General features: G+C 41.7%; 18 protein-coding genes. 12 read left to right on the plus strand and 6 right to left on the minus strand.

Going from position 1 to position 17508, the window contains the following annotated elements:
* Positions 1-143: 143 nt before the first annotated feature.
* The gene (gene rpsO / locus ACEYJ7_RS02135) at positions 144-413 is read left to right on the plus strand and encodes a 30S ribosomal protein S15 (RefSeq protein WP_005597777.1); all 270 of its coding nucleotides are present in this window, start codon (positions 144-146) and stop codon (positions 411-413) included.
* Positions 414-660: 247 nt separating this feature from the next.
* Here the strand turns inward: rpsO and grcA are convergent, their stop codons facing one another.
* Entirely contained in the window at positions 661-1044 is a 384-nt protein-coding gene (gene grcA, locus ACEYJ7_RS02140; protein ID WP_373777376.1) for an autonomous glycyl radical cofactor GrcA, read from the minus strand.
* A gap of 200 nt (positions 1045-1244) precedes the next feature.
* Between grcA and ung the strand changes: the two genes are divergently transcribed.
* The gene (gene ung, locus ACEYJ7_RS02145) at positions 1245-1916 is read left to right on the plus strand and encodes a uracil-DNA glycosylase (RefSeq protein ID WP_373777377.1); all 672 of its coding nucleotides are present in this window, start codon (positions 1245-1247) and stop codon (positions 1914-1916) included.
* Between the two features lie 59 nt (positions 1917-1975).
* Here the strand turns inward: ung and bioB are convergent, their stop codons facing one another.
* The 4 genes from bioB to ACEYJ7_RS02165 all read right to left on the minus strand — a co-directional run bounded on the left by bioB (position 1976) and on the right by ACEYJ7_RS02165 (position 5832).
* Entirely contained in the window at positions 1976-2989 is a 1014-nt protein-coding gene (gene bioB / locus ACEYJ7_RS02150) for a biotin synthase BioB (protein ID WP_373777378.1), read from the minus strand.
* Between the two features lie 51 nt (positions 2990-3040).
* A complete protein-coding gene (gene rluB, locus ACEYJ7_RS02155; RefSeq protein ID WP_373777379.1) occupies positions 3041-4033 on the minus strand; it encodes a 23S rRNA pseudouridine(2605) synthase RluB in 993 nt (330 codons plus the stop codon).
* A gap of 54 nt (positions 4034-4087) precedes the next feature.
* A complete protein-coding gene (locus ACEYJ7_RS02160) occupies positions 4088-4705 on the minus strand; it encodes an L-threonylcarbamoyladenylate synthase (RefSeq protein ID WP_373777380.1) in 618 nt (205 codons plus the stop codon).
* 239 nt (positions 4706-4944) lie between these two features.
* On the minus strand, positions 4945-5832 hold the full coding sequence (locus tag ACEYJ7_RS02165) for a LysR family transcriptional regulator (RefSeq protein ID WP_373777381.1): 888 nt from the start codon (positions 5830-5832) through the stop codon (positions 4945-4947).
* 137 nt (positions 5833-5969) lie between these two features.
* Between ACEYJ7_RS02165 and ACEYJ7_RS02170 the strand changes: the two genes are divergently transcribed.
* The 6 genes from ACEYJ7_RS02170 to ACEYJ7_RS02195 all read left to right on the plus strand — a co-directional run bounded on the left by ACEYJ7_RS02170 (position 5970) and on the right by ACEYJ7_RS02195 (position 11096).
* Positions 5970-6380, plus strand: coding sequence for a DoxX family protein (locus ACEYJ7_RS02170; protein ID WP_373777382.1), 411 nt, complete (start codon positions 5970-5972; stop codon positions 6378-6380).
* 133 nt (positions 6381-6513) lie between these two features.
* A complete protein-coding gene (gene rsgA / locus ACEYJ7_RS02175) occupies positions 6514-7542 on the plus strand; it encodes a small ribosomal subunit biogenesis GTPase RsgA (RefSeq protein ID WP_373777383.1) in 1029 nt (342 codons plus the stop codon).
* Positions 7543-7695: 153 nt separating this feature from the next.
* Entirely contained in the window at positions 7696-8562 is an 867-nt protein-coding gene (locus ACEYJ7_RS02180; protein ID WP_373777449.1) for a metal ABC transporter substrate-binding protein, read from the plus strand.
* A gap of 19 nt (positions 8563-8581) precedes the next feature.
* Positions 8582-9343, plus strand: coding sequence for a metal ABC transporter ATP-binding protein (locus ACEYJ7_RS02185; RefSeq protein WP_373777384.1), 762 nt, complete (start codon positions 8582-8584; stop codon positions 9341-9343).
* Positions 9344-9352: 9 nt separating this feature from the next.
* Positions 9353-10243, plus strand: coding sequence for a metal ABC transporter permease (locus ACEYJ7_RS02190; RefSeq protein ID WP_373777385.1), 891 nt, complete (start codon positions 9353-9355; stop codon positions 10241-10243).
* The gene (locus ACEYJ7_RS02195; protein WP_373777386.1) at positions 10236-11096 is read left to right on the plus strand and encodes a metal ABC transporter permease; all 861 of its coding nucleotides are present in this window, start codon (positions 10236-10238) and stop codon (positions 11094-11096) included. Before ACEYJ7_RS02190 ends, ACEYJ7_RS02195 begins: the two co-directional genes overlap by 8 nt.
* A gap of 45 nt (positions 11097-11141) precedes the next feature.
* Here the strand turns inward: ACEYJ7_RS02195 and ACEYJ7_RS02200 are convergent, their stop codons facing one another.
* Positions 11142-12524: a DegQ family serine endoprotease gene (locus ACEYJ7_RS02200; protein WP_373777387.1), complete on the minus strand. Its 1383-nt coding sequence runs from the start codon at positions 12522-12524 to the stop codon at positions 11142-11144.
* A 314-nt stretch (positions 12525-12838) separates the two neighbouring features.
* Between ACEYJ7_RS02200 and ACEYJ7_RS02205 the strand changes: the two genes are divergently transcribed.
* From ACEYJ7_RS02205 to ACEYJ7_RS02220, 4 genes are all read left to right on the plus strand, one after another.
* The gene (locus ACEYJ7_RS02205) at positions 12839-14182 is read left to right on the plus strand and encodes a cytochrome ubiquinol oxidase subunit I (RefSeq protein WP_373777388.1); all 1344 of its coding nucleotides are present in this window, start codon (positions 12839-12841) and stop codon (positions 14180-14182) included.
* A gap of 1 nt (position 14183) precedes the next feature.
* Positions 14184-15188, plus strand: a complete 1005-nt coding sequence (gene cydB, locus ACEYJ7_RS02210; protein ID WP_373777389.1) for a cytochrome d ubiquinol oxidase subunit II — start codon at positions 14184-14186, stop codon at positions 15186-15188.
* A 136-nt stretch (positions 15189-15324) separates the two neighbouring features.
* Complete coding sequence (locus ACEYJ7_RS02215; RefSeq protein ID WP_373777390.1) at positions 15325-16008, plus strand: alpha/beta hydrolase; 684 nt, start codon at positions 15325-15327, stop codon at positions 16006-16008.
* Between the two features lie 104 nt (positions 16009-16112).
* Entirely contained in the window at positions 16113-17507 is a 1395-nt protein-coding gene (locus ACEYJ7_RS02220) for a PLP-dependent aminotransferase family protein (RefSeq protein ID WP_373777391.1), read from the plus strand.
* Position 17508: the final 1 nt, after the last annotated feature.

Below are 17508 nucleotides of genomic sequence, written 5' to 3' on the forward strand. Positions count from 1 at the left end.
ATAATCCGCCGTCAGAACATTAATATTTATCCAAAGGCATTGACTTATCCCGCTTTGCCTTTAGAATGTGCAACTTCCTGTCATAGCTGAGTTAGAGATCGGCTATTGATGAATTTAAACTAACTACTTTTTAGGAGTAAACAATGTCTCTAAGCGTAGAAGCAAAAGCAAAAATCGTTGCTGAATTTGGTCGTGATGCAAAAGATACCGGTTCTTCAGAAGTTCAAATCGCTCTTTTAACAGCACAAATCAACCACTTACAAGCGCACTTTGCAGAGCACAAAAAAGATCACCATGGTCGTCGTGGTTTATTACGTATGGTTTCACGTCGTCGTAAATTATTGGACTACTTAAAACGTACTGATCTTGCTAAATATTCGGAAACTATCGCACGTTTAGGTTTACGTCGCTAATTTTCAGAATTTTGGAAACCGAGCTTAAAGCTCGGTTTTTTTATGAACTGAATTTATCATTCAAGTTGGAAAACATAACATGAAAATGCTTCCCTTTGTTTATGAAGAGGTGTAGAGTGAGGCAATAAAAAGCGGATTTGCAAAATTTTGCTTGAAACTGACCGCTTGTTTCCTTTTAAAGAGCAATAAAAAGCCCCCGAGAATCCATTTCGAGGGCTTTTTGTATCGTACAATAAGAAATAAAAAATTATAAACTTTCAGTGAAAGTACGAGTGATTACATCGCGTTGTTGTTCCGGCGTTAAAGAGTTAAAACGCACGGCATAACCTGAAACACGAATAGTTAATTGCGGATATTTTTCCGGATTTTTAACCGCATCTTCTAATGTCTCACGACGTAAAACGTTCACGTTTAAGTGTTGACCGCCTTCTACTTTGATAGTTGGGGCTACATTTACCGGAACTTCGCGGTATGCGATTTGACCTAATTCGCTGATTGCAACGATTTGGTCTTCTTGGAAATCACCTTTAGCAACTAAGCAACGCGCTTCGTTTTTCTCTTCATCTAATAACCAAAAAGAATTTAATAGGTTTTTGTTTGAAGATTCGGTAATTTGTACACCTTTAATCATGTTTTTGCTCCTGTATGATGGGAAAGAGATTATCAAAAAATTTGATATTTTCAAATATTTTTGAGTATTCTAACGGTTCGTCGAGAAAAAGCGAGAAAAATTTTAGCATTCTTATTAAAAAAGTTGAAGATTGAACAAAAAATAGACTGTATTTAACATGGTGTTTTTATTATTAACTGTTTATTAACAAAGGTATGAAGATGAATACGTGGAAAGAGGCTATCGGGGACGAAAAATCACAACCATATTTTCAACAAATTTTGCAATATGTACAAAATGAGCGGACAAACGGAAAAATTATTTATCCGCCGCAGCAGGAAGTGTTCAGCGCTTTTTCATTAACGGAATTCGGTGATGTGAAAGTGGTTATTCTAGGGCAAGATCCTTATCACGGACCAAACCAAGCTCATGGACTTTCTTTTTCCGTCAAACCCGGGATCGCACCGCCACCGTCGTTAGTGAATATGTATAAAGAATTGGCGCAGGATGTAGGGTTTCAAATTCCGAACCATGGTTATTTGATCGACTGGGCGAAGCAGGGGGTATTGATGCTCAATACTGTGCTAACCGTTGAGCAGGGCAGAGCGCATTCTCATGCCAATATTGGTTGGGAAAGGTTTACCGACAAAGTCATTCATCAATTAAATCAACATCGTGAAAATATCGTTTTTCTATTGTGGGGAAGCCATGCGCAGAAAAAAGGGCAGTTTATTGATCGCCGACGCCATTGCGTGTTGACAGCTCCTCACCCTTCGCCGCTTTCAGCTCATCGCGGTTTTTTGGGCTGTCGTCATTTTTCGAAAGCAAATGAATACTTACGTAGTCAAGGTATTGGGGAAATTCACTGGCAGCTACCGTTACAAGCGGTCTGATTTTGAGAATATTTTGCAAAATGCCACTGCCGATGTCATTCAAGCAGTGGCATTTTTGATTAGGCGGCTTTTTGAGGAGCATGATTGAGAGGATAGAGATCGAGTTTTGCCATCAGCAATTGGTCATGATCTTCTTCCGGGTTGTCGGTAGTTAGCAATTTATCACCGTAGAAAATCGAATTTGCCCCTGCCATAAAGCAGAGTGCCTGCATTGCTTCCGGCATATTGCCGCGACCGGCAGAAAGGCGGACATAGCTGTTTGGCATCGTAATACGTGCTACCGCAACGGTTCGTACGAATTCAGTCCAATCTAAATCTTCCGCATCGGCAAGGGGCGTGCCTTCGACTTTGACTAATTGGTTAATCGGCACACTTTCCGGTTGTGGGTCGAGATTCGCCAGGCTGGCTATCAATCCTGCTCGTTCAGGACGGGTTTCATTCATTCCGACGATACCGCCGCAGCAAACTTTCAAACCGGCGTTGCGTACTTTACCAAGAGTATCCATACGATCATCATGACTACGGGTGTGAATAATTTGGTTATAACGTTCAGGATCAGTATCTAAATTATGATTGTAGTAATCCAATCCGGCTTGTTTGAGCTCTTCCGCCATCCCGTCTTCCAACATTCCGAAAGTACCGCAAGTTTCCAGACCGAGATCTTTTACCGCACCGATAATTTTGGAAACGGTTTCAATATCTTTCGGCTTTGGACCACGCCAAGCCGCTCCCATGCAGAAACGGCTTGCACCGCGAGATTTGGCAATTTTAGCTTTTTCAATAATTTCATCGACTTCCAACATGGTTTGGCGTTCTAAACCGGTATCGTAACGTGCTGATTGCGGGCAGTATTCGCAATCTTCCGGGCAACCGCCGGTTTTGATCGAGAGCAGAGTCGAAAGCTGAATTTCTTGTGGGTTGAAATGCTCGCGATGCACTTGGGCGGCTTTAAAAATCAAATCCATAAACGGCATTTCAAACAGCTCTTCCACCTGACATTTACGCCAATATTGTGCCGTCGGATGGGGAGTTAGCTCGCTTTTTGCTTTAAGTCTCAGAGAATAAGTGGTCATGGTTAATCCTTATAAAAATGGCCGAATCTTGAATAGACTCAGCCAATGATCTTAATTGCTACGGTATTTTGTGTGTTGTTTTACCGCTTTACGAATTTGGCGTGTGCTGGTTCGGCGGCGGTGTTTCGTCACGTCGACTTTAGTTTCGGTTTCAGCCGCTAAGCCGACCAATTCACGTAAATAGTTAACTTGTTCAAGTCCCATTTCTTCCCAACCTCCGCGTGGCAAACTTTTCTCCAGTTTGATATTGCCGTAGCGGATGCGGATTAAACGGCTGACTTGAACACCTTGTGATTCCCATAAACGACGAACTTCACGGTTGCGTCCTTCGGTTAAGGTAACATCAAACCACTGGTTAATACCAGTACCGCCCGCTGCTTTGATCTGTTTGAAGTTAGCAGGGCCGTCTTCCAACTGCACGCCTTTACGCAAACGTTGCAACATTGCTTCGTCAACTTCACCGAATACACGAACCGAATATTCGCGTTCCACTTCGCGGCTTGGGTGCATTAAGCGGTTAGCCAATTCACCGTCAGTGGTAAATAACAGCAAGCCCGAAGTATTGATATCCAAACGTCCTACGGCGATCCAACGGGAACCGATAAGACGGGGTAAACGATCAAAGACGGTTGCGCGACCTTCCGGATCCGAACGAGTACAGAGTTCACCTTCCGGTTTGTAATACATCAATACGCGACAGATCTCTTTTTGTGTCGGGATAAGATTGATTAAATGGCCGTCAATACGAATCTTTGTGCTTGAACTGACTTGAACTCGGTCACCTAGAGTTGCTATTTTACCGTCTACACTGACACGCCCTTGGGCAATAATTTCTTCAATTTCACGGCGGGAGCCTTGCCCGGCTCGAGCAAGAATTTTTTGTAGCTTTTCACCTACGATATTTTCCACTTTTGGGTTTTCCGCTTCTACTTTTACAGCCGGTTTTACAGGGCGTTTGATAAGTGGTTTACGAGCGGTAGGTTTTTGCAAATTTTTTGCAGATTCGGACCGCTTGTTAGCGGTCGGTTTACGAAATGTAGTCATTAAAATTCCTTATGTCGCTTTCACAAGCGTCTGATTTGAGCGGATAGCCATCCGCTAATTAAATGGTGTGGGATCACCTGACCCTACACGGATAATTTCCGGGCTTTCTTGAGTCAAATCAATGACCGTAGTCGGTGATTGACCTAAGTAACCGCCGTGGATCACCAAATCTACCTGATGCGATAAGTGATCGTAAATAGCATCCGGATCCGATTGCGTGACCTCTTCATCAGGTAACATCAATGAGCAAGAAAGAATCGGTTCACCAAGGGCATTCAGCAGTGCCAAGGCGATAACATTGTTCGGTACGCGAATACCGATCGTTTTCCGTTTGGTTAACAAACGGCGCGGCAACTCTTTGGTTGCCGGTAAAATAAATGTATAAGGGTTCGGCACATTATTTTTAATCAGTCGATAAGATGAATTCGTGACGAATGCATAGTGCGATAATTCCGATAAATCGTGGCACATCAAAGTGAAATTATGATTTGGCGGTAATTTACGGATAGCAACAATTCTGTCCATTGCGTGTTTATCACCGATTGCACAACCGAGAGCATAACCGGAATCCGTCGGATATACGATAACACCGCCGTTTTTGATGATTTCAATCGCTTGATTGATTAAACGGGGTTGTGGATTTTCCGGGTGAATATAAAAAAATTGACTCATTGCGCACCTGCCTTATGCAAAAACGGCGAGATTATACGCTTTAATTGATGTAATCACATCAAAAATTTAAGGCGGTGCAGAATAAGCCGTATCTTGAAACGGCTTATTTAGAAGTGAGAATTGACGTATTATTCAGCATAGGAAACGGTTTTTACTTTTGATGAAGCGAGAGTTAATTTTTTGTTCAATGATTTCTTCGATTTCACTAGAGAAAGACAAACCCATCCGTTCATTTTCCATTATTTCAGCTTTTCAAAATAATCTATGATCAATTCACAAGCAATACGTACTTTTTCGGATTGCACTCGTTGAAGCGTGACCAAATAAAGCGGAACGGTGGGGAGTTTCCAATCGGGAAAAACCTGAATTAATTCACCGCTCGCCAGCGCTTTTTGGACATCCGCATCGGGTTGAATGGATATGCCTAACCCGTTCATGGTGAGCCGTCGGCTGGCATAAAGAGAATTACAGTTGATACGGTAATCCGGGCTGATTTCTATGGATTGAGAACCGTTTTTGAAGAGTAAAGAGGCAAAACGGCTATTGGAAAAACTTATCCAATCCAGTTTGGCGAGCTGTTCCAAATTGTTCGGCATGCCTTTTTCCGCAAAATAGTCTTTATGGGCGACAATTTTCCACTCAAAATCATACAGATGGCGGGCTATCATTGTATCGGTTAATACTCCCGGACCGGCTCTGAGAGAAATATCGACCCGTTGTTCGAGTAAGTCTAATACTTTATCTTCAAACATTACATTCAAACGGAAATCCGGGTTGCTATCAATAATCGATTTGAACGCATTTACCAACAAGCTATCCATTAATCCGGTGACACATGCAATATTGAGCTGACCTGTTGGGCGGGAGCGCAATAATTCGATGCTTTTTACGGCTTCTTCCGCACTTTTTTGCATTTCGGCTGCGTGTTGATAAAAGGCTTCTCCCGCTTCGGTTAAAGAGAGTTTGCGGGTGGTACGATTCAATAATTTAATTTTAAGCTGGCTTTCCAGTTTTTGAAGCGATTGGGTGACGGCAGAAGGCGTCATGGATAATTTATCTGCCGCGGATTGCATAGAGCCTTGTTCCACTACGGTAGAGAATACGGTCATCGCTTTATAATCGAACATAATGTCTCCTTAATTAAGTAATACTTAATAGTGTATTCAGTCTATGCTAGATGATCAATCGGAAGTTATCACATAAAATAGCGCCCGATTTAAGCAATAGTGCTTATTGCATTCTATCTTTTTAAGGACATTTCGTTATGAATTCACTTTTAGAAAAATTTCGTTGTGGCGCATTTTTGTTAGTTCGTGTTGTTGTCGGTTATATGTTTTTATTGCATGGTACATCAAAATTTTTTGAATTTCCGGTATCCATGACCGGCGGCAACGGCAGCGTTGAATTGGTTTCTATTTACGGTTTTGCCGCCATTTTAGAAATTGCCGGCGGAATTTTATTGATGTTAGGTTTGTTAACCCGCCCGGTCGCATTCTTGTTATCCGGTCAAATGGCTTATGCTTATTTCTTCGTACACGGCGCGCAAGGTAATATTTTGCAGCCAATGTTGAATGGTGGTGAGTTAGCCGCGTTATATTCGGTCGTATTTCTGCTTTTTGTATTTGTCGGAGCGGGTAAATTTTCGTTAGATCAAAAGATTTTCGGTAAGTATTAATTTTCAGCCGAAGAAATCATAAATCAGTTTACAAGCGGTGAGTTTTTGCAAATTTTTTGCAATATCTCACCGCTTGTTGTCGTTTTATAGTATCCTTTTGCAGTTTTTTAGTTTAGATCCCAGAGACTTTATTTTGAGCAAACGTCGATTAACCCAAAATCAGCAACGTCGTATCCAAAGCAATCATCACAAACGTATCAACAACAAAGAATTTGAATGGCAAGATGATATGTTGGGTGACGTTCAGCAAGGTATTGTTGTAACCCGTCATGCAAAACACGCCGACGTAGAAACGGATAGCGGTGAAATATTCCGTTGTAATTTGCGTCGCACCTTAAAAAATGTCGTGGTGGGCGATCAGGTTTCTTGGCGTAAAGGCAGTGAACAGTTGCAAGGTATTAGTGGTGTGATTGAGGCAGTTTATCCGCGTAGAAATGAGCTTACTCGTCCGGATTATTACGACGGCATTAAGGTTATGGCATCGAATATCGATCAGATTATTATTGTTTCTGCCGTGCTGCCTCAGCTTTCGTTGAATATTATTGATCGTTATTTGGTTATCTGCGAAACAGCAAATATTCCGGCTTTAATTGTGCTGAATAAAATTGATTTACTCACGGCAGAACAACGTGTTGAGGCGCAACAGCAGTTGGCGATTTATGAACAAATCGGCTATGAAACCCTCTATTTATCCGCAAATACTGGTGAAAATATGGAACAGTTGTATCGTTATCTTGCTCAAGGCTCTTCTATTTTTGTCGGGCAATCCGGCGTTGGAAAATCTAGTCTTATCAATCGGTTACTTCCGGAGGTGAATGCGCAAACGGGAACCGTGAGTGATATTTCCGGTTTAGGGCAACATACGACCACCGCTTCTCGTTTATATCATTTACCACAAGGCGGGAATCTGATTGATTCGCCGGGAATTCGTGAATTCGGTTTATGGCATTTGGATCCAGAGCAGATTACTCATGGTTATCGAGAATTTAACGGTATTTTAGGCGGTTGCAGATTCCGTGATTGTAAACATAAAGACGATCCGGGCTGTGCGTTGCGAGAAGCCGTCGAGCAAGGGAAAATTAATCCGATTCGTTTTGAAAATTATCACCGTTTGATTGAAAGCCGTGAAGAGACAAAGAGCCAAAGACATTTTGTGAAATAAATGCTCGCCAATTCTCATCTAGATTAATTTGTTGATTATCATCTAAGTTGATTTATTGATAATGATTTGTATTTGTTGCATTGGGACTTTTCTCTACATATAATAATTAGCGCGAAAGACCATTTATTTTTTAAGGAGATTAAAGTGAAAAAAATAGTCGCGCTATTATCCGCCATTTTATTGGCCACTTCTGTGATTGCAAAACCCTTTAAAGTCGTTACCACCTTTACCGTTATTCAAGATATTGCTCAAAACATTGCCGGTGATGCGGCAGTTGTGGAATCGATCACCAAACCCGGTGCGGAAATCCATGACTACCAACCCAAACCACAAGATATCGTAAAAGCTCAATCTGCGGATCTTATATTATGGAACGGAATGAATTTAGAACTTTGGTTTGAACGTTTTTTCCAGCAGATAAAAGATAAACCAGCAGTGGTTGTCACCGAAGGTATTGAGCCGCTTCCAATCGCAGATGGTCCGTATAGAGATAACCCCAATCCGCACGCTTGGATGTCAACCAAAAATGCGTTGATCTATATTGAAAATATTCGTCAAGCCTTTGTGAAATACGATCCCGCAAATGCAGAAACCTACAACAAAAATGCTAAAATTTACGCAGATAAGATTACTGCGTTAGATGAACCACTGCGTGCTCGTTTAGCGAAGATTCCTGAAAATCAGCGGTGGTTAGTTACCAGTGAAGGTGCATTTAGTTATCTTGCAAAAGACTATAACTTAAAGGAGTTATATCTTTGGGCCATCAATGAAGATGAGCAAGGCACACCACAACAGATCCGTAAAGTGATCGACCAAGTTCGTAAACACAATATTCCGGTTATCTTTAGTGAAAGCACTATCTCCGATAAACCGGCAAAACAAGTTGTAAAAGAGACTCATGCAAGCTATGGTGGGGTTCTCTACGTTGATTCTCTTTCTGCGAAAGAGGGGGCTGTACCAACTTATATCGATTTACTTAACGCAACTGTAAGCACTATTGTGAACGGTTTTAATCAATAGAAAACAATAGGATACAGATGTGAACACTCTCCCAAGTTCGTTAAAAGTCAGGGATATTACCGTTCGTTATAACAATGGGCATACTGCTATTCATCATGTTTCATTTGCACTGACAGGCGGAACAATTTGCGCTTTACTTGGTGTAAATGGTAGTGGTAAGTCCACGTTGTTTAAATGCATTATGGGGCTGGTTTCAGCACAAAAGGGGACAATTGAACTGTGTGGATTACCTATTTATCAGGCTCTTAAACAGCATTTAATTGCTTATGTACCACAAAGTGAGGAAGTGGACTGGCAGTTCCCCGTTTCTGTTTATGATGTGATTATGCAAGGGCGTTATGGTTATATGAATTTCCTGCGTATTCCTAAAGCCGTCGATAAGCAAAAAGTGATGAATGCAATGGAACGGGTGAATATCAGCCATCTAAAAGATCGTCAAATCGGCGAGCTATCCGGAGGACAGAAAAAACGTGTATTTTTAGCACGAACTCTGGCGCAAGAAAGTCGGATAATTTTACTTGATGAACCCTTTACGGGTGTTGATGTGAAGACCGAAAACGCCATCATGGATCTCCTTAAGCAGTTGCGTGATGAAGGGCATTTGATCCTTGTTTCAACCCATAACTTAAGTACCGTACCGAGTTTTTGTGATCAAACGGTTATGATTAATCGTACGGTGCTGGCGATAGGCTCGGTTGAATCCACCTTTACTCCTGAAAACTTAGAACGTGTTTTCGGCGGTGCGCTACGTTATCAACATCTCATTAAAAACGATTGCTAGGGGAGCGTTATGTTGGAATACTTACTCGAACCCTTTAGCTATAACTATATGCTTAAAGCTATTATCATCAGTGGGGCGATAGGTGCTGTGTGTGCTTTTTTGTCGGCATATTTAATGCTAAAAGGCTGGTCATTGATTGGCGATGCACTTTCTCATGCTGTCGTTCCGGGGGTAGCAATTGCCTATGCATTGGCTTTGCCTTATGCGGTGGGCGCTTTTTTTTCAGGATTTTTGGCAACGATCGCTATGCTTGCTGTGAAATCCGCAACCACACTAAAAGAAGATACGGTAATCGGCTTTATTTTTACCACGTTTTTTGCGCTGGGTTTGTTGATTATTTCGTTAAATCCAACGTCGGTAAACGTACAATCGATTATCCTCGGCAATATTTTAGGTATTGCAGACGAAGATGTTTTGCAAGTTTGGGTTATTTTAGGCGTATCGCTGTGTTTCTTACTGATTTATTGGAAAGATCTTCTTTTGGTCTTTTTTGATGAGATCCAAGCGAAATCTGTCGGTATCTCACCGTTAAAGCTTAAGATCTTGTTCTTTTCGTTATTGAGTGCCTGTATTGTAACGGCACTACAAAGCGTGGGGGCGATTTTAGTCATCGCAATGGTTGTGACTCCCGGTGCAACGGCTTACCTGCTAACCGATCGCTTTGGGTATTTACTGATGATTTCCGTGCTGTTAGGCGCTCTCAGCGGGGCGGTAGGGGCTTATTTAAGCTATTTTGCAGATGGTGCAACGGGCGGATTTATTGTGTCACTACAGACATTGATTTTCCTGTTCGCTTTTTTCTTTGCGCCGAAATATGGCTTGATACCGCGTAAATTTGCAAAAAATCGGCTAAAACCGACCGCTTGTCATACGGGAAATCAAGAGGGAAACCATGGATAGCCTGATTGACTGGTTTATGGAACCTCTTGCCTATCCCTTCATGCAAAATGCGCTGATTGTAGGAATTATTGTTGGTACTGTTTGCGCCACACTTTCTTGTTATTTAGTGCTAAAAGGGTGGTCGTTAATGGGCGATGCGATTTCTCATGCGGTATTACCGGGCTTGGTTATTGCGCATCTACTTGCGATTCCTCTTACTATTGGTGCATTTGTCTCGGGAATTTTTTGTACTTTAGCCATCGGCTATCTCAAAGAAAATAGTCGAATTAAAGAAGATACGGTAATGGGAATTGTCTTTTCAGGGATGTTCGCGATCGGTTTGGTGATGTTCGTGAAAGTGGATACTAATCAACATTTACTGCATATTCTATTCGGCAATATTCTCGGTATTACTCATGATGAATTTGTGCAATCGTTGATTATCTCTTTCGTTGCATTAACATATATTGTATTGAAACGTAAGGATTTGCTGCTTTATTGTTTTGAACCGTCCCATGCGAGAACCATTGGGCTAAATATTAAACTATTGCACTACGGTTTGCTTGTATTGCTTGCATTAGTGATTATGAGTGCAATGCAAGTCGTGGGCACTATTTTGGTTGTCGCTATGTTAATCACGCCCGGTATTACCGGCTATATTGTAGTAAAGCGCTTCGACCGAATGTTAATGATTGCAATCGGTACAGCGATTTTCAGTGCAATTTTCGGCGTGTTGTTCAGCTTCCATTTTAATGTTGCAACAGGACCTTGCATTGTGCTGTTACAAGCGGTCTGTTTTTTGATAAGTTTTGCAATGACGTATGTTAAACGTCACTGTTTGCAACGAAATATAGCGGAGAAGGTAACTTCGTAATAGAAAAGCCTAGCACTGAATGTGCTAGGCAATATTAAGAAAGAACTAGCGGATGATTACATAGAAGTTTGAACCGTCACGCAATACGTTTAAGGCGATTGCAGAGAGATTGGAATCCAAGATTTTACGTAATTCACCAATATTTTCAACGCTACGGCGGTTAACACCGACGATGATATCGCCTTTTTTGAAGCCTCTGCTCTCGGCAAGCGAATCTTTATCAACTCTAGCAACTTCAACCCCTTTGATACCGTTATTATTGTAGTTAGTGAACTCCGCGCCTTCTAACGCCGGGAACAGTGCTTTGGCACTCATGTTGTTTTGATCGTCGGACTGTAAGACGGTTTTAACGCTATTTTCTTTTCCGTCGCGTAAGTAGGTAATTTCAATCTCTTTACCTGCGCCGGTGGTTGCCACTTTTGCACGTAGCTCGCTAAAACTACGGATTTTTTGACCGTTTAATGCGACGATAACATCACCTGCTTTTAAGCCTGCTTTTGAGGCGGCAGAATCTGTCATCACTTCACTGACAAAAGCACCTTGTTGCGCTTTTACATCGAATTCTTTAGCCAAATCAGCATTCAATTCACCGCCTTTGATACCAAGTAAACCACGTTTTACACCACCGAATTCAACGATTTGGTGAACTAAGTTATTAACCATATTACTTGGAATGGCAAAAGCAATTCCGGCATTACCGCCGCTTGGAGAAATAATTGCTGTGTTAATGCCGATTAATTCGCCTTGTAAATTGATTAACGGACCGCCGGAGTTTCCGCGGTTGACTGCCGCATCAGTTTGTATATAGCTTTCAAAACCATCATCCAGGCTACCGGTTGAACGACCTAATGCCGAAACAATACCGGAAGTTACCGTTTGACCTAAGCCGAAAGGGTTACCGATAGCGACGGTGAAATCACCTACACGTAATTTATCGGAATCGGCAAATTTAATTTCGGTTAAATCTTTCGGATTTTCGAGTTGCAGTAGTGCAACATCTGACATCGGATCCGAACCGATTAATTTAGCGATAAATTCACGACCGTCGTCCAACTTAACGGTAATTTTTTCAGCACTGTCAATAACATGATTATTTGTAACGACATAGCCTTTATTTGCATCAATAATCACGCCTGAACCTTCTCCGCGGAACTGACGAGGACCTCCGCGATCGCCAAAGGCATTCGGACCGAAGAAAAATTCAAATTCTTCCGGAATGGCTCTGTCCGTTTGAGCAGAGGCTGTTTTCCCTTCTACGAAAATACTGACAACGGCAGGGCGTACTTTTTCTATCATTGGTGCAAGGCTTGGCACAGATTGTCCATCGACTACCGTTGGTAAATTTGCTTGTGCAAATATTGGCGTTGCAAGCACGCTTAATCCGAGAACAAGGGAAGTTAATACTGATTTTTTCATCATTATTTTCATGGATATTTCCTTTTATATTAATTAGTTATATTAATCGAGTCAGTTTATCACTCACTCGTGCAGCTTAAGACAGAGAAATTTTTTTCCAGTTCCTACGATATGCATTAAAAGTATATAATTTATACAAATGAATTGATAAAAGAGAGCAATTTGCAAAATTTTAGGTAAATCTTACCGCTTGTTGTTATAACAAATTTTGTTATTTTCTTGTTTTTATGATGTCTGTTATAGTTTTTGCTTGATAAAGTGTATTTTTATCTCTTCATTAAATTCCTATAGAATGCCCGCCTATTTTTCTATGTAGGATTTATTTTATGGATCTCGGTCTTACGGCGTTAATGCTGGCACGTATTCAGTTTGCATTTACCGTCTCTTTTCACATTGTATTTCCCGCCACTTCTATCGGTTTAGCCTGTTTCTTGGCATTTTTGGAGTGGCGTTGGTTAAAAACGAAAAATCCGGTTTATCAGGATTTGTTTAAATTTTGGCTGAAAATTTTTGCGATTGCATTTGGTATGGGTGTGGTGTCGGGCATTGTGATGAGTTATCAATTCGGCACAAACTGGAGCGAATTTTCTCGTATTGCCGGTAGTGTAACCGGGCCTTTACTGACTTATGAAGTGCTGAGTGCGTTTTTCTTGGAAGCCGGATTCCTTGGCATTATGTTATTCGGTTGGGGACGAGTCAGTGAAAAGGCACACTTTGCAGCAACGTTGATGGTGGCGATTGGTACATGTATTTCAATGTTTTGGATTTTATCGTCAAACAGTTGGATGCAAACACCACAGGGTTTTCGCATTGAAAACGGGATTATCGTACCAGAAGATTGGTGGGCAATTGTCTTTAACCCTTCTTTTCCTTATCGCTTTACACATATGGCGGTTGCGGCTTTCTTGGTATCGGCACTTTTAGTCGTAGGTACTGCAGGCTGGCATTTGTTGAAAGGTCGCCGTGATCAGCTTATCAAAAAATCATTTTCTTATGGCTTGTGGATGGTGTTGGCAACCTCTGTGGCACAGGTTTTTGTCGGTGATATGCACGGTTTAAATACGTTGAAACATCAACCGACTAAGTTAGCGGCAATTGAAGGTCACTGGGAAACGAACCATGATCACGGTATGCCATTGTTACTTTTTGCTATTCCGGATATGGAGCAAGAGAAAAACCATTTTGAAATTGCCATTCCAAATTTGGGCAGCATTATTTTAACTCATACTTTAGAGGGTAAAGTTACCGGATTGAAAGAATATGCACCTGAAGATCGTCCGAATGTGCCAATCGTATTCTGGAGTTTCCGAGTGATGGTCGGGATGGGGATGCTAATGGTTTTAATGTCTTTAACCGCACTCTATTTAAGAAAGCGTAATTCGTTATATGAAACAACGTGGTTCCATAAATTTGCCTTTGTGATGACACCATCAGGTTATATCGCATTATTAGCAGGTTGGGTGACCACAGAAGTAGGGCGTCAGCCGTGGACGATTTACGGCGTGATGCGTACGGAACAGGCGTTATCGCATACGGTTTCAGCCGAACAAGTGGGTTTAACCCTGATTATCTTTGTGGTGGTTTATGCGATTGTATTCGGTAGCGGTATTTATTATATGCTTCGCCACTTATTCAAAGGTCCTGAAATGATTTATTCAAAGGAGCAATAAAATGATGGATACAGCACTAATTTGGTTTGGCATTATTGGGCTTGGCGTGTTGATTTATGTCGTATTAGACGGCTTTGATTTAGGCATCGGTATTCTATTCCCCGTTATCAAAGGAAAAGAAGAACGCGATGTGATGATGAATACCGTAGCCCCTGTTTGGGACGGCAATGAAACGTGGATGGTGCTCGGCGGAGCAGGGCTGTTCGGGGCATTTCCTCTGGTTTATTCCACCGTATTATCCGCACTTTATTTGCCGATTACCGTAATGGCGCTTGCCTTAATTTTTCGTGGCGTATCCTTTGAATTTCGTTTCAAAGCAACGGGAGCAAAAGCCTTTTGGGATCAGGCGTTTATTTGGGGCTCAATCCTCTCGAGTTTTTTACAAGGGGTAATTTTAGGTGCAGTGATTCAAGGCATTGAAACTCATCACGGTATTTATTCTGGTGGCACTTTTGATTGGTTAACGCCATTTAGTTTATTTGTAGGTTTTGCGGTAGTCGTGATGTATGCCACATTAGGCTGTGCATGGCTAATCATGAAAACCGAAGGAGATTTACAGCAAACCATGTATCGCATTATGCCGAAAATGATGTGGGTATTGTTGGCGGTATTTATCGGCGTGTTGGTATTTTCACCGATGGTTGAACCAAGTTTTGCAGAGCGTTGGTTTAGTATGCCGAATATAGTGTATTTTGCGGTGATGGCTGTGGCGACATTTGCAATTTTTTATCTCAATCTGACCGCTTGTAAACAACGCAACGATAAAAAACCGTTTATCTATACCTTTTTATTGATGTTATTGGCGTTTGTCGGATTAGTACTCAGCTTATTCCCCTATATTATTCCGCCGTCAATCGACATTTGGCAGGCTTCCGCCCCACGTTCCAGCCAAATGTTCGCCTTGGTTGGCGCGTTAATTTTTATTCCGATTATTATTGCTTATACGATTTTGTCTTATTGGGTGTTCCGAGATAAAGTACGTGTCGGTGATGAGGGGTATCATTGATGGCGGTTAAAATGAAATTAAGTTCGACCCAATGGTTTATTCTGCTTTGGCTTGTGGGCTTTACTGGTTTAGCGGTAATTGCAGGACTATTTAAAGTATTATTATATTTTGCTTATTAATTTATCGGAGTAAAGAAATGAAACAACCTTCGATTGTATTAGTTCATGGTTTCTGGGGCGGTGCGGCACATTGGGCAAAAGTGATTGTTCAGTTACGCAAGCACGGCTTTGAGAAAATTTATGCGGTAGAAAATCCACTCACTTCATTGGCAGATGATGCCGAACGTACACGTAAAATGGTACAAAGCATTGATGATGACGTTGTGCTTGTTGGACATTCTTACGGTGGAGAAGTCATTACTGAAATGGGGAATTTACCCAATGTCAAAGCCTTGGTTTATATTGCCGCCTTTGCACCTGATGCAAATGAAAGTGCAGGGGCGATTAGCGCAGCAAATCCGCCCGCAGCTTTTTCAAGTATAGAGCCTGATGCGGATGGTTTCTTATGGATAAATAAAGCGAAATATCAAGAGAGTTTCTGCCAAGATTTAGATAATGATGAGGCATTTGTCTTAGCCGTCACGCAAAAACCAGCCAAAGCAACTACATTTGGTGATACCGTTACGGATCCTGCATGGAAATATAAGCCAAGTTTTTATCAAATTTCGACCGAAGATCGAATGATCAGCTTAGTTAATCAAGAAATGATGAGTGAAAGATTAAATGCTCGCAAAATCATTCGCCTTGACGCAAGCCACGCCTCGCTTTCTTCAAGAGCGGAAGAAGTAGCAAACTTAATCATTGAAGCTACAAAAATTTAATGATGTATAGCCTCCGGTTTTTTTAGAAACTGGAGGTTATTTTTAGATGTTTATGATTAGGGTAAAATGATCAGGATTTTTTATAAACCTAATAACATAACGCTATGTACAAATACACCAAACTCACCCAGCACCTTAAACATCTGATTGAAACAGGTGAGCTGAAACCGCACGAAAAATTGCCTTCCTTGCGAGATCAGGTACAACGTTCGGGATTGAGTTTGATGACGGTATTAAACGCCTATCAAGAGTTAGAAGCTCAAGGGCTGATTTATTCGGTGCAGAAGAGCGGTTATTTTGTTGCACCTTTTTACCCATCTTCTCGTCCGCACGCCAACAGTGAAATTAGGTTGAACAAACAAGTCGAGATTAATTCGTTGGTGTTTCGTTATCTAAAATCCATTCAAGCTACGGATATTGTACCTCTAGGGTCGCCTTTTCCGAGCCACGATTATCTCAATCCGCCTAAATTGCTGCAAATTCTAAGCCAGCTTAGCCGTGATAGAACGCGAATTGAGCCACAGCCTGTGTTGTCGGGCAATGTGGAATTGCGTAAATTAATCGCACAACGTTACCGCTTGCAAGGTATTCCTACGCAAGCCGATGATATTGTGATTACGTCCGGCTGTTTAGACGCGCTGAACCTTTCGCTACAAGCCTTAACGCAACAGGGCGATTATATTTTATTACAACAGACGGTATTTTATGGGGCGTGGCAGATTGCGGAAAAGTTAGGTTTAAATGTTGTTACTTTGCCCGACCACCCAAGCGGTTTTGACCTTGTGGCATTTGAGCAAGCCTTACAGCGTTATCCGATCAAGGTTTGTTGGTTTATGCTCAACTGCCACAATCCGCTGGGGTTTACCGTTAGCCCTGAAATCAAACAGCAGATTGGGGAATTGTTGGCTCAATATCAAGTGCATTTAATTGAAGACGATGTGTATCAAGAGCTTTATTATCGGGGAGAAAAGCCGTTGCCGATGAAGGCGTTTGACGCACAAAACTGGGTGCTACATTGTTCTTCTTTTTCTAAGATTTTAGGGGCAAATTTCCGTATCGGCTGGGTTCACGCAGGGCAATTTGCCGATAAAATCCAACATTTGCAACTGATGAGTACTATTTCTGCCAATGGTTTAATTCAACAAGCCTTGGTGGAATTTATCTCTAATCACCACTATGAAAAACATTTGCGAAACCTTCGTCGTCATTTAGAAAAGAATAAAAAGCAGTGTTTGGACTATTTACGTCAGCACTTGCCTGCAAGTTGTCCTATCGAACACCACAGCAGTGGCTATTTCCTTTGGATTCACTTGCCCGAGCATTTGGATAGTATGCAGATTTATCAACAGTTACTCGAAGAAAAAATCAGTATCAGCCCGAGTGAGCTTTTTACCTTGTCTACTTCGCAGCATAAAGGGATTAGGGTTAATTGTTCGTTTGCTTGGAGCCAAGGGATCGAACAGGGGTTAGGGGTTTTGGTGAGAGCTTTGGCAAAATAGC

Source organism: Glaesserella sp. (assembly GCF_041814905.1).
In the GTDB taxonomy this organism is placed as follows: Bacteria; Pseudomonadota; Gammaproteobacteria; order Enterobacterales; family Pasteurellaceae; genus Glaesserella.

Coding starts and splice junctions, on each gene's coding strand:
- rpsO (WP_005597777.1), top strand. CDS start 144: ATGTCTCTAAGCGTAGAAGCAAAAGCAAAAATCGTTGCTGAATTTGGT.
- grcA (WP_373777376.1), bottom strand. CDS start 1,044: ATGATTAAAGGTGTACAAATTACCGAATCTTCAAACAAAAACCTATTA.
- ung (WP_373777377.1), top strand. CDS start 1,245: ATGAATACGTGGAAAGAGGCTATCGGGGACGAAAAATCACAACCATAT.
- bioB (WP_373777378.1), bottom strand. CDS start 2,989: ATGACCACTTATTCTCTGAGACTTAAAGCAAAAAGCGAGCTAACTCCC.
- rluB (WP_373777379.1), bottom strand. CDS start 4,033: ATGACTACATTTCGTAAACCGACCGCTAACAAGCGGTCCGAATCTGCA.
- ACEYJ7_RS02160 (WP_373777380.1), bottom strand. CDS start 4,705: ATGAGTCAATTTTTTTATATTCACCCGGAAAATCCACAACCCCGTTTA.
- ACEYJ7_RS02165 (WP_373777381.1), bottom strand. CDS start 5,832: ATGTTCGATTATAAAGCGATGACCGTATTCTCTACCGTAGTGGAACAA.
- ACEYJ7_RS02170 (WP_373777382.1), top strand. CDS start 5,970: ATGAATTCACTTTTAGAAAAATTTCGTTGTGGCGCATTTTTGTTAGTT.
- ACEYJ7_RS02190 (WP_373777385.1), top strand. CDS start 9,353: ATGTTGGAATACTTACTCGAACCCTTTAGCTATAACTATATGCTTAAA.
- ACEYJ7_RS02195 (WP_373777386.1), top strand. CDS start 10,236: ATGGATAGCCTGATTGACTGGTTTATGGAACCTCTTGCCTATCCCTTC.
- ACEYJ7_RS02200 (WP_373777387.1), bottom strand. CDS start 12,524: ATGAAAATAATGATGAAAAAATCAGTATTAACTTCCCTTGTTCTCGGA.
- ACEYJ7_RS02205 (WP_373777388.1), top strand. CDS start 12,839: ATGGATCTCGGTCTTACGGCGTTAATGCTGGCACGTATTCAGTTTGCA.
- cydB (WP_373777389.1), top strand. CDS start 14,184: ATGATGGATACAGCACTAATTTGGTTTGGCATTATTGGGCTTGGCGTG.
- ACEYJ7_RS02215 (WP_373777390.1), top strand. CDS start 15,325: ATGAAACAACCTTCGATTGTATTAGTTCATGGTTTCTGGGGCGGTGCG.
- ACEYJ7_RS02220 (WP_373777391.1), top strand. CDS start 16,113: ATGTACAAATACACCAAACTCACCCAGCACCTTAAACATCTGATTGAA.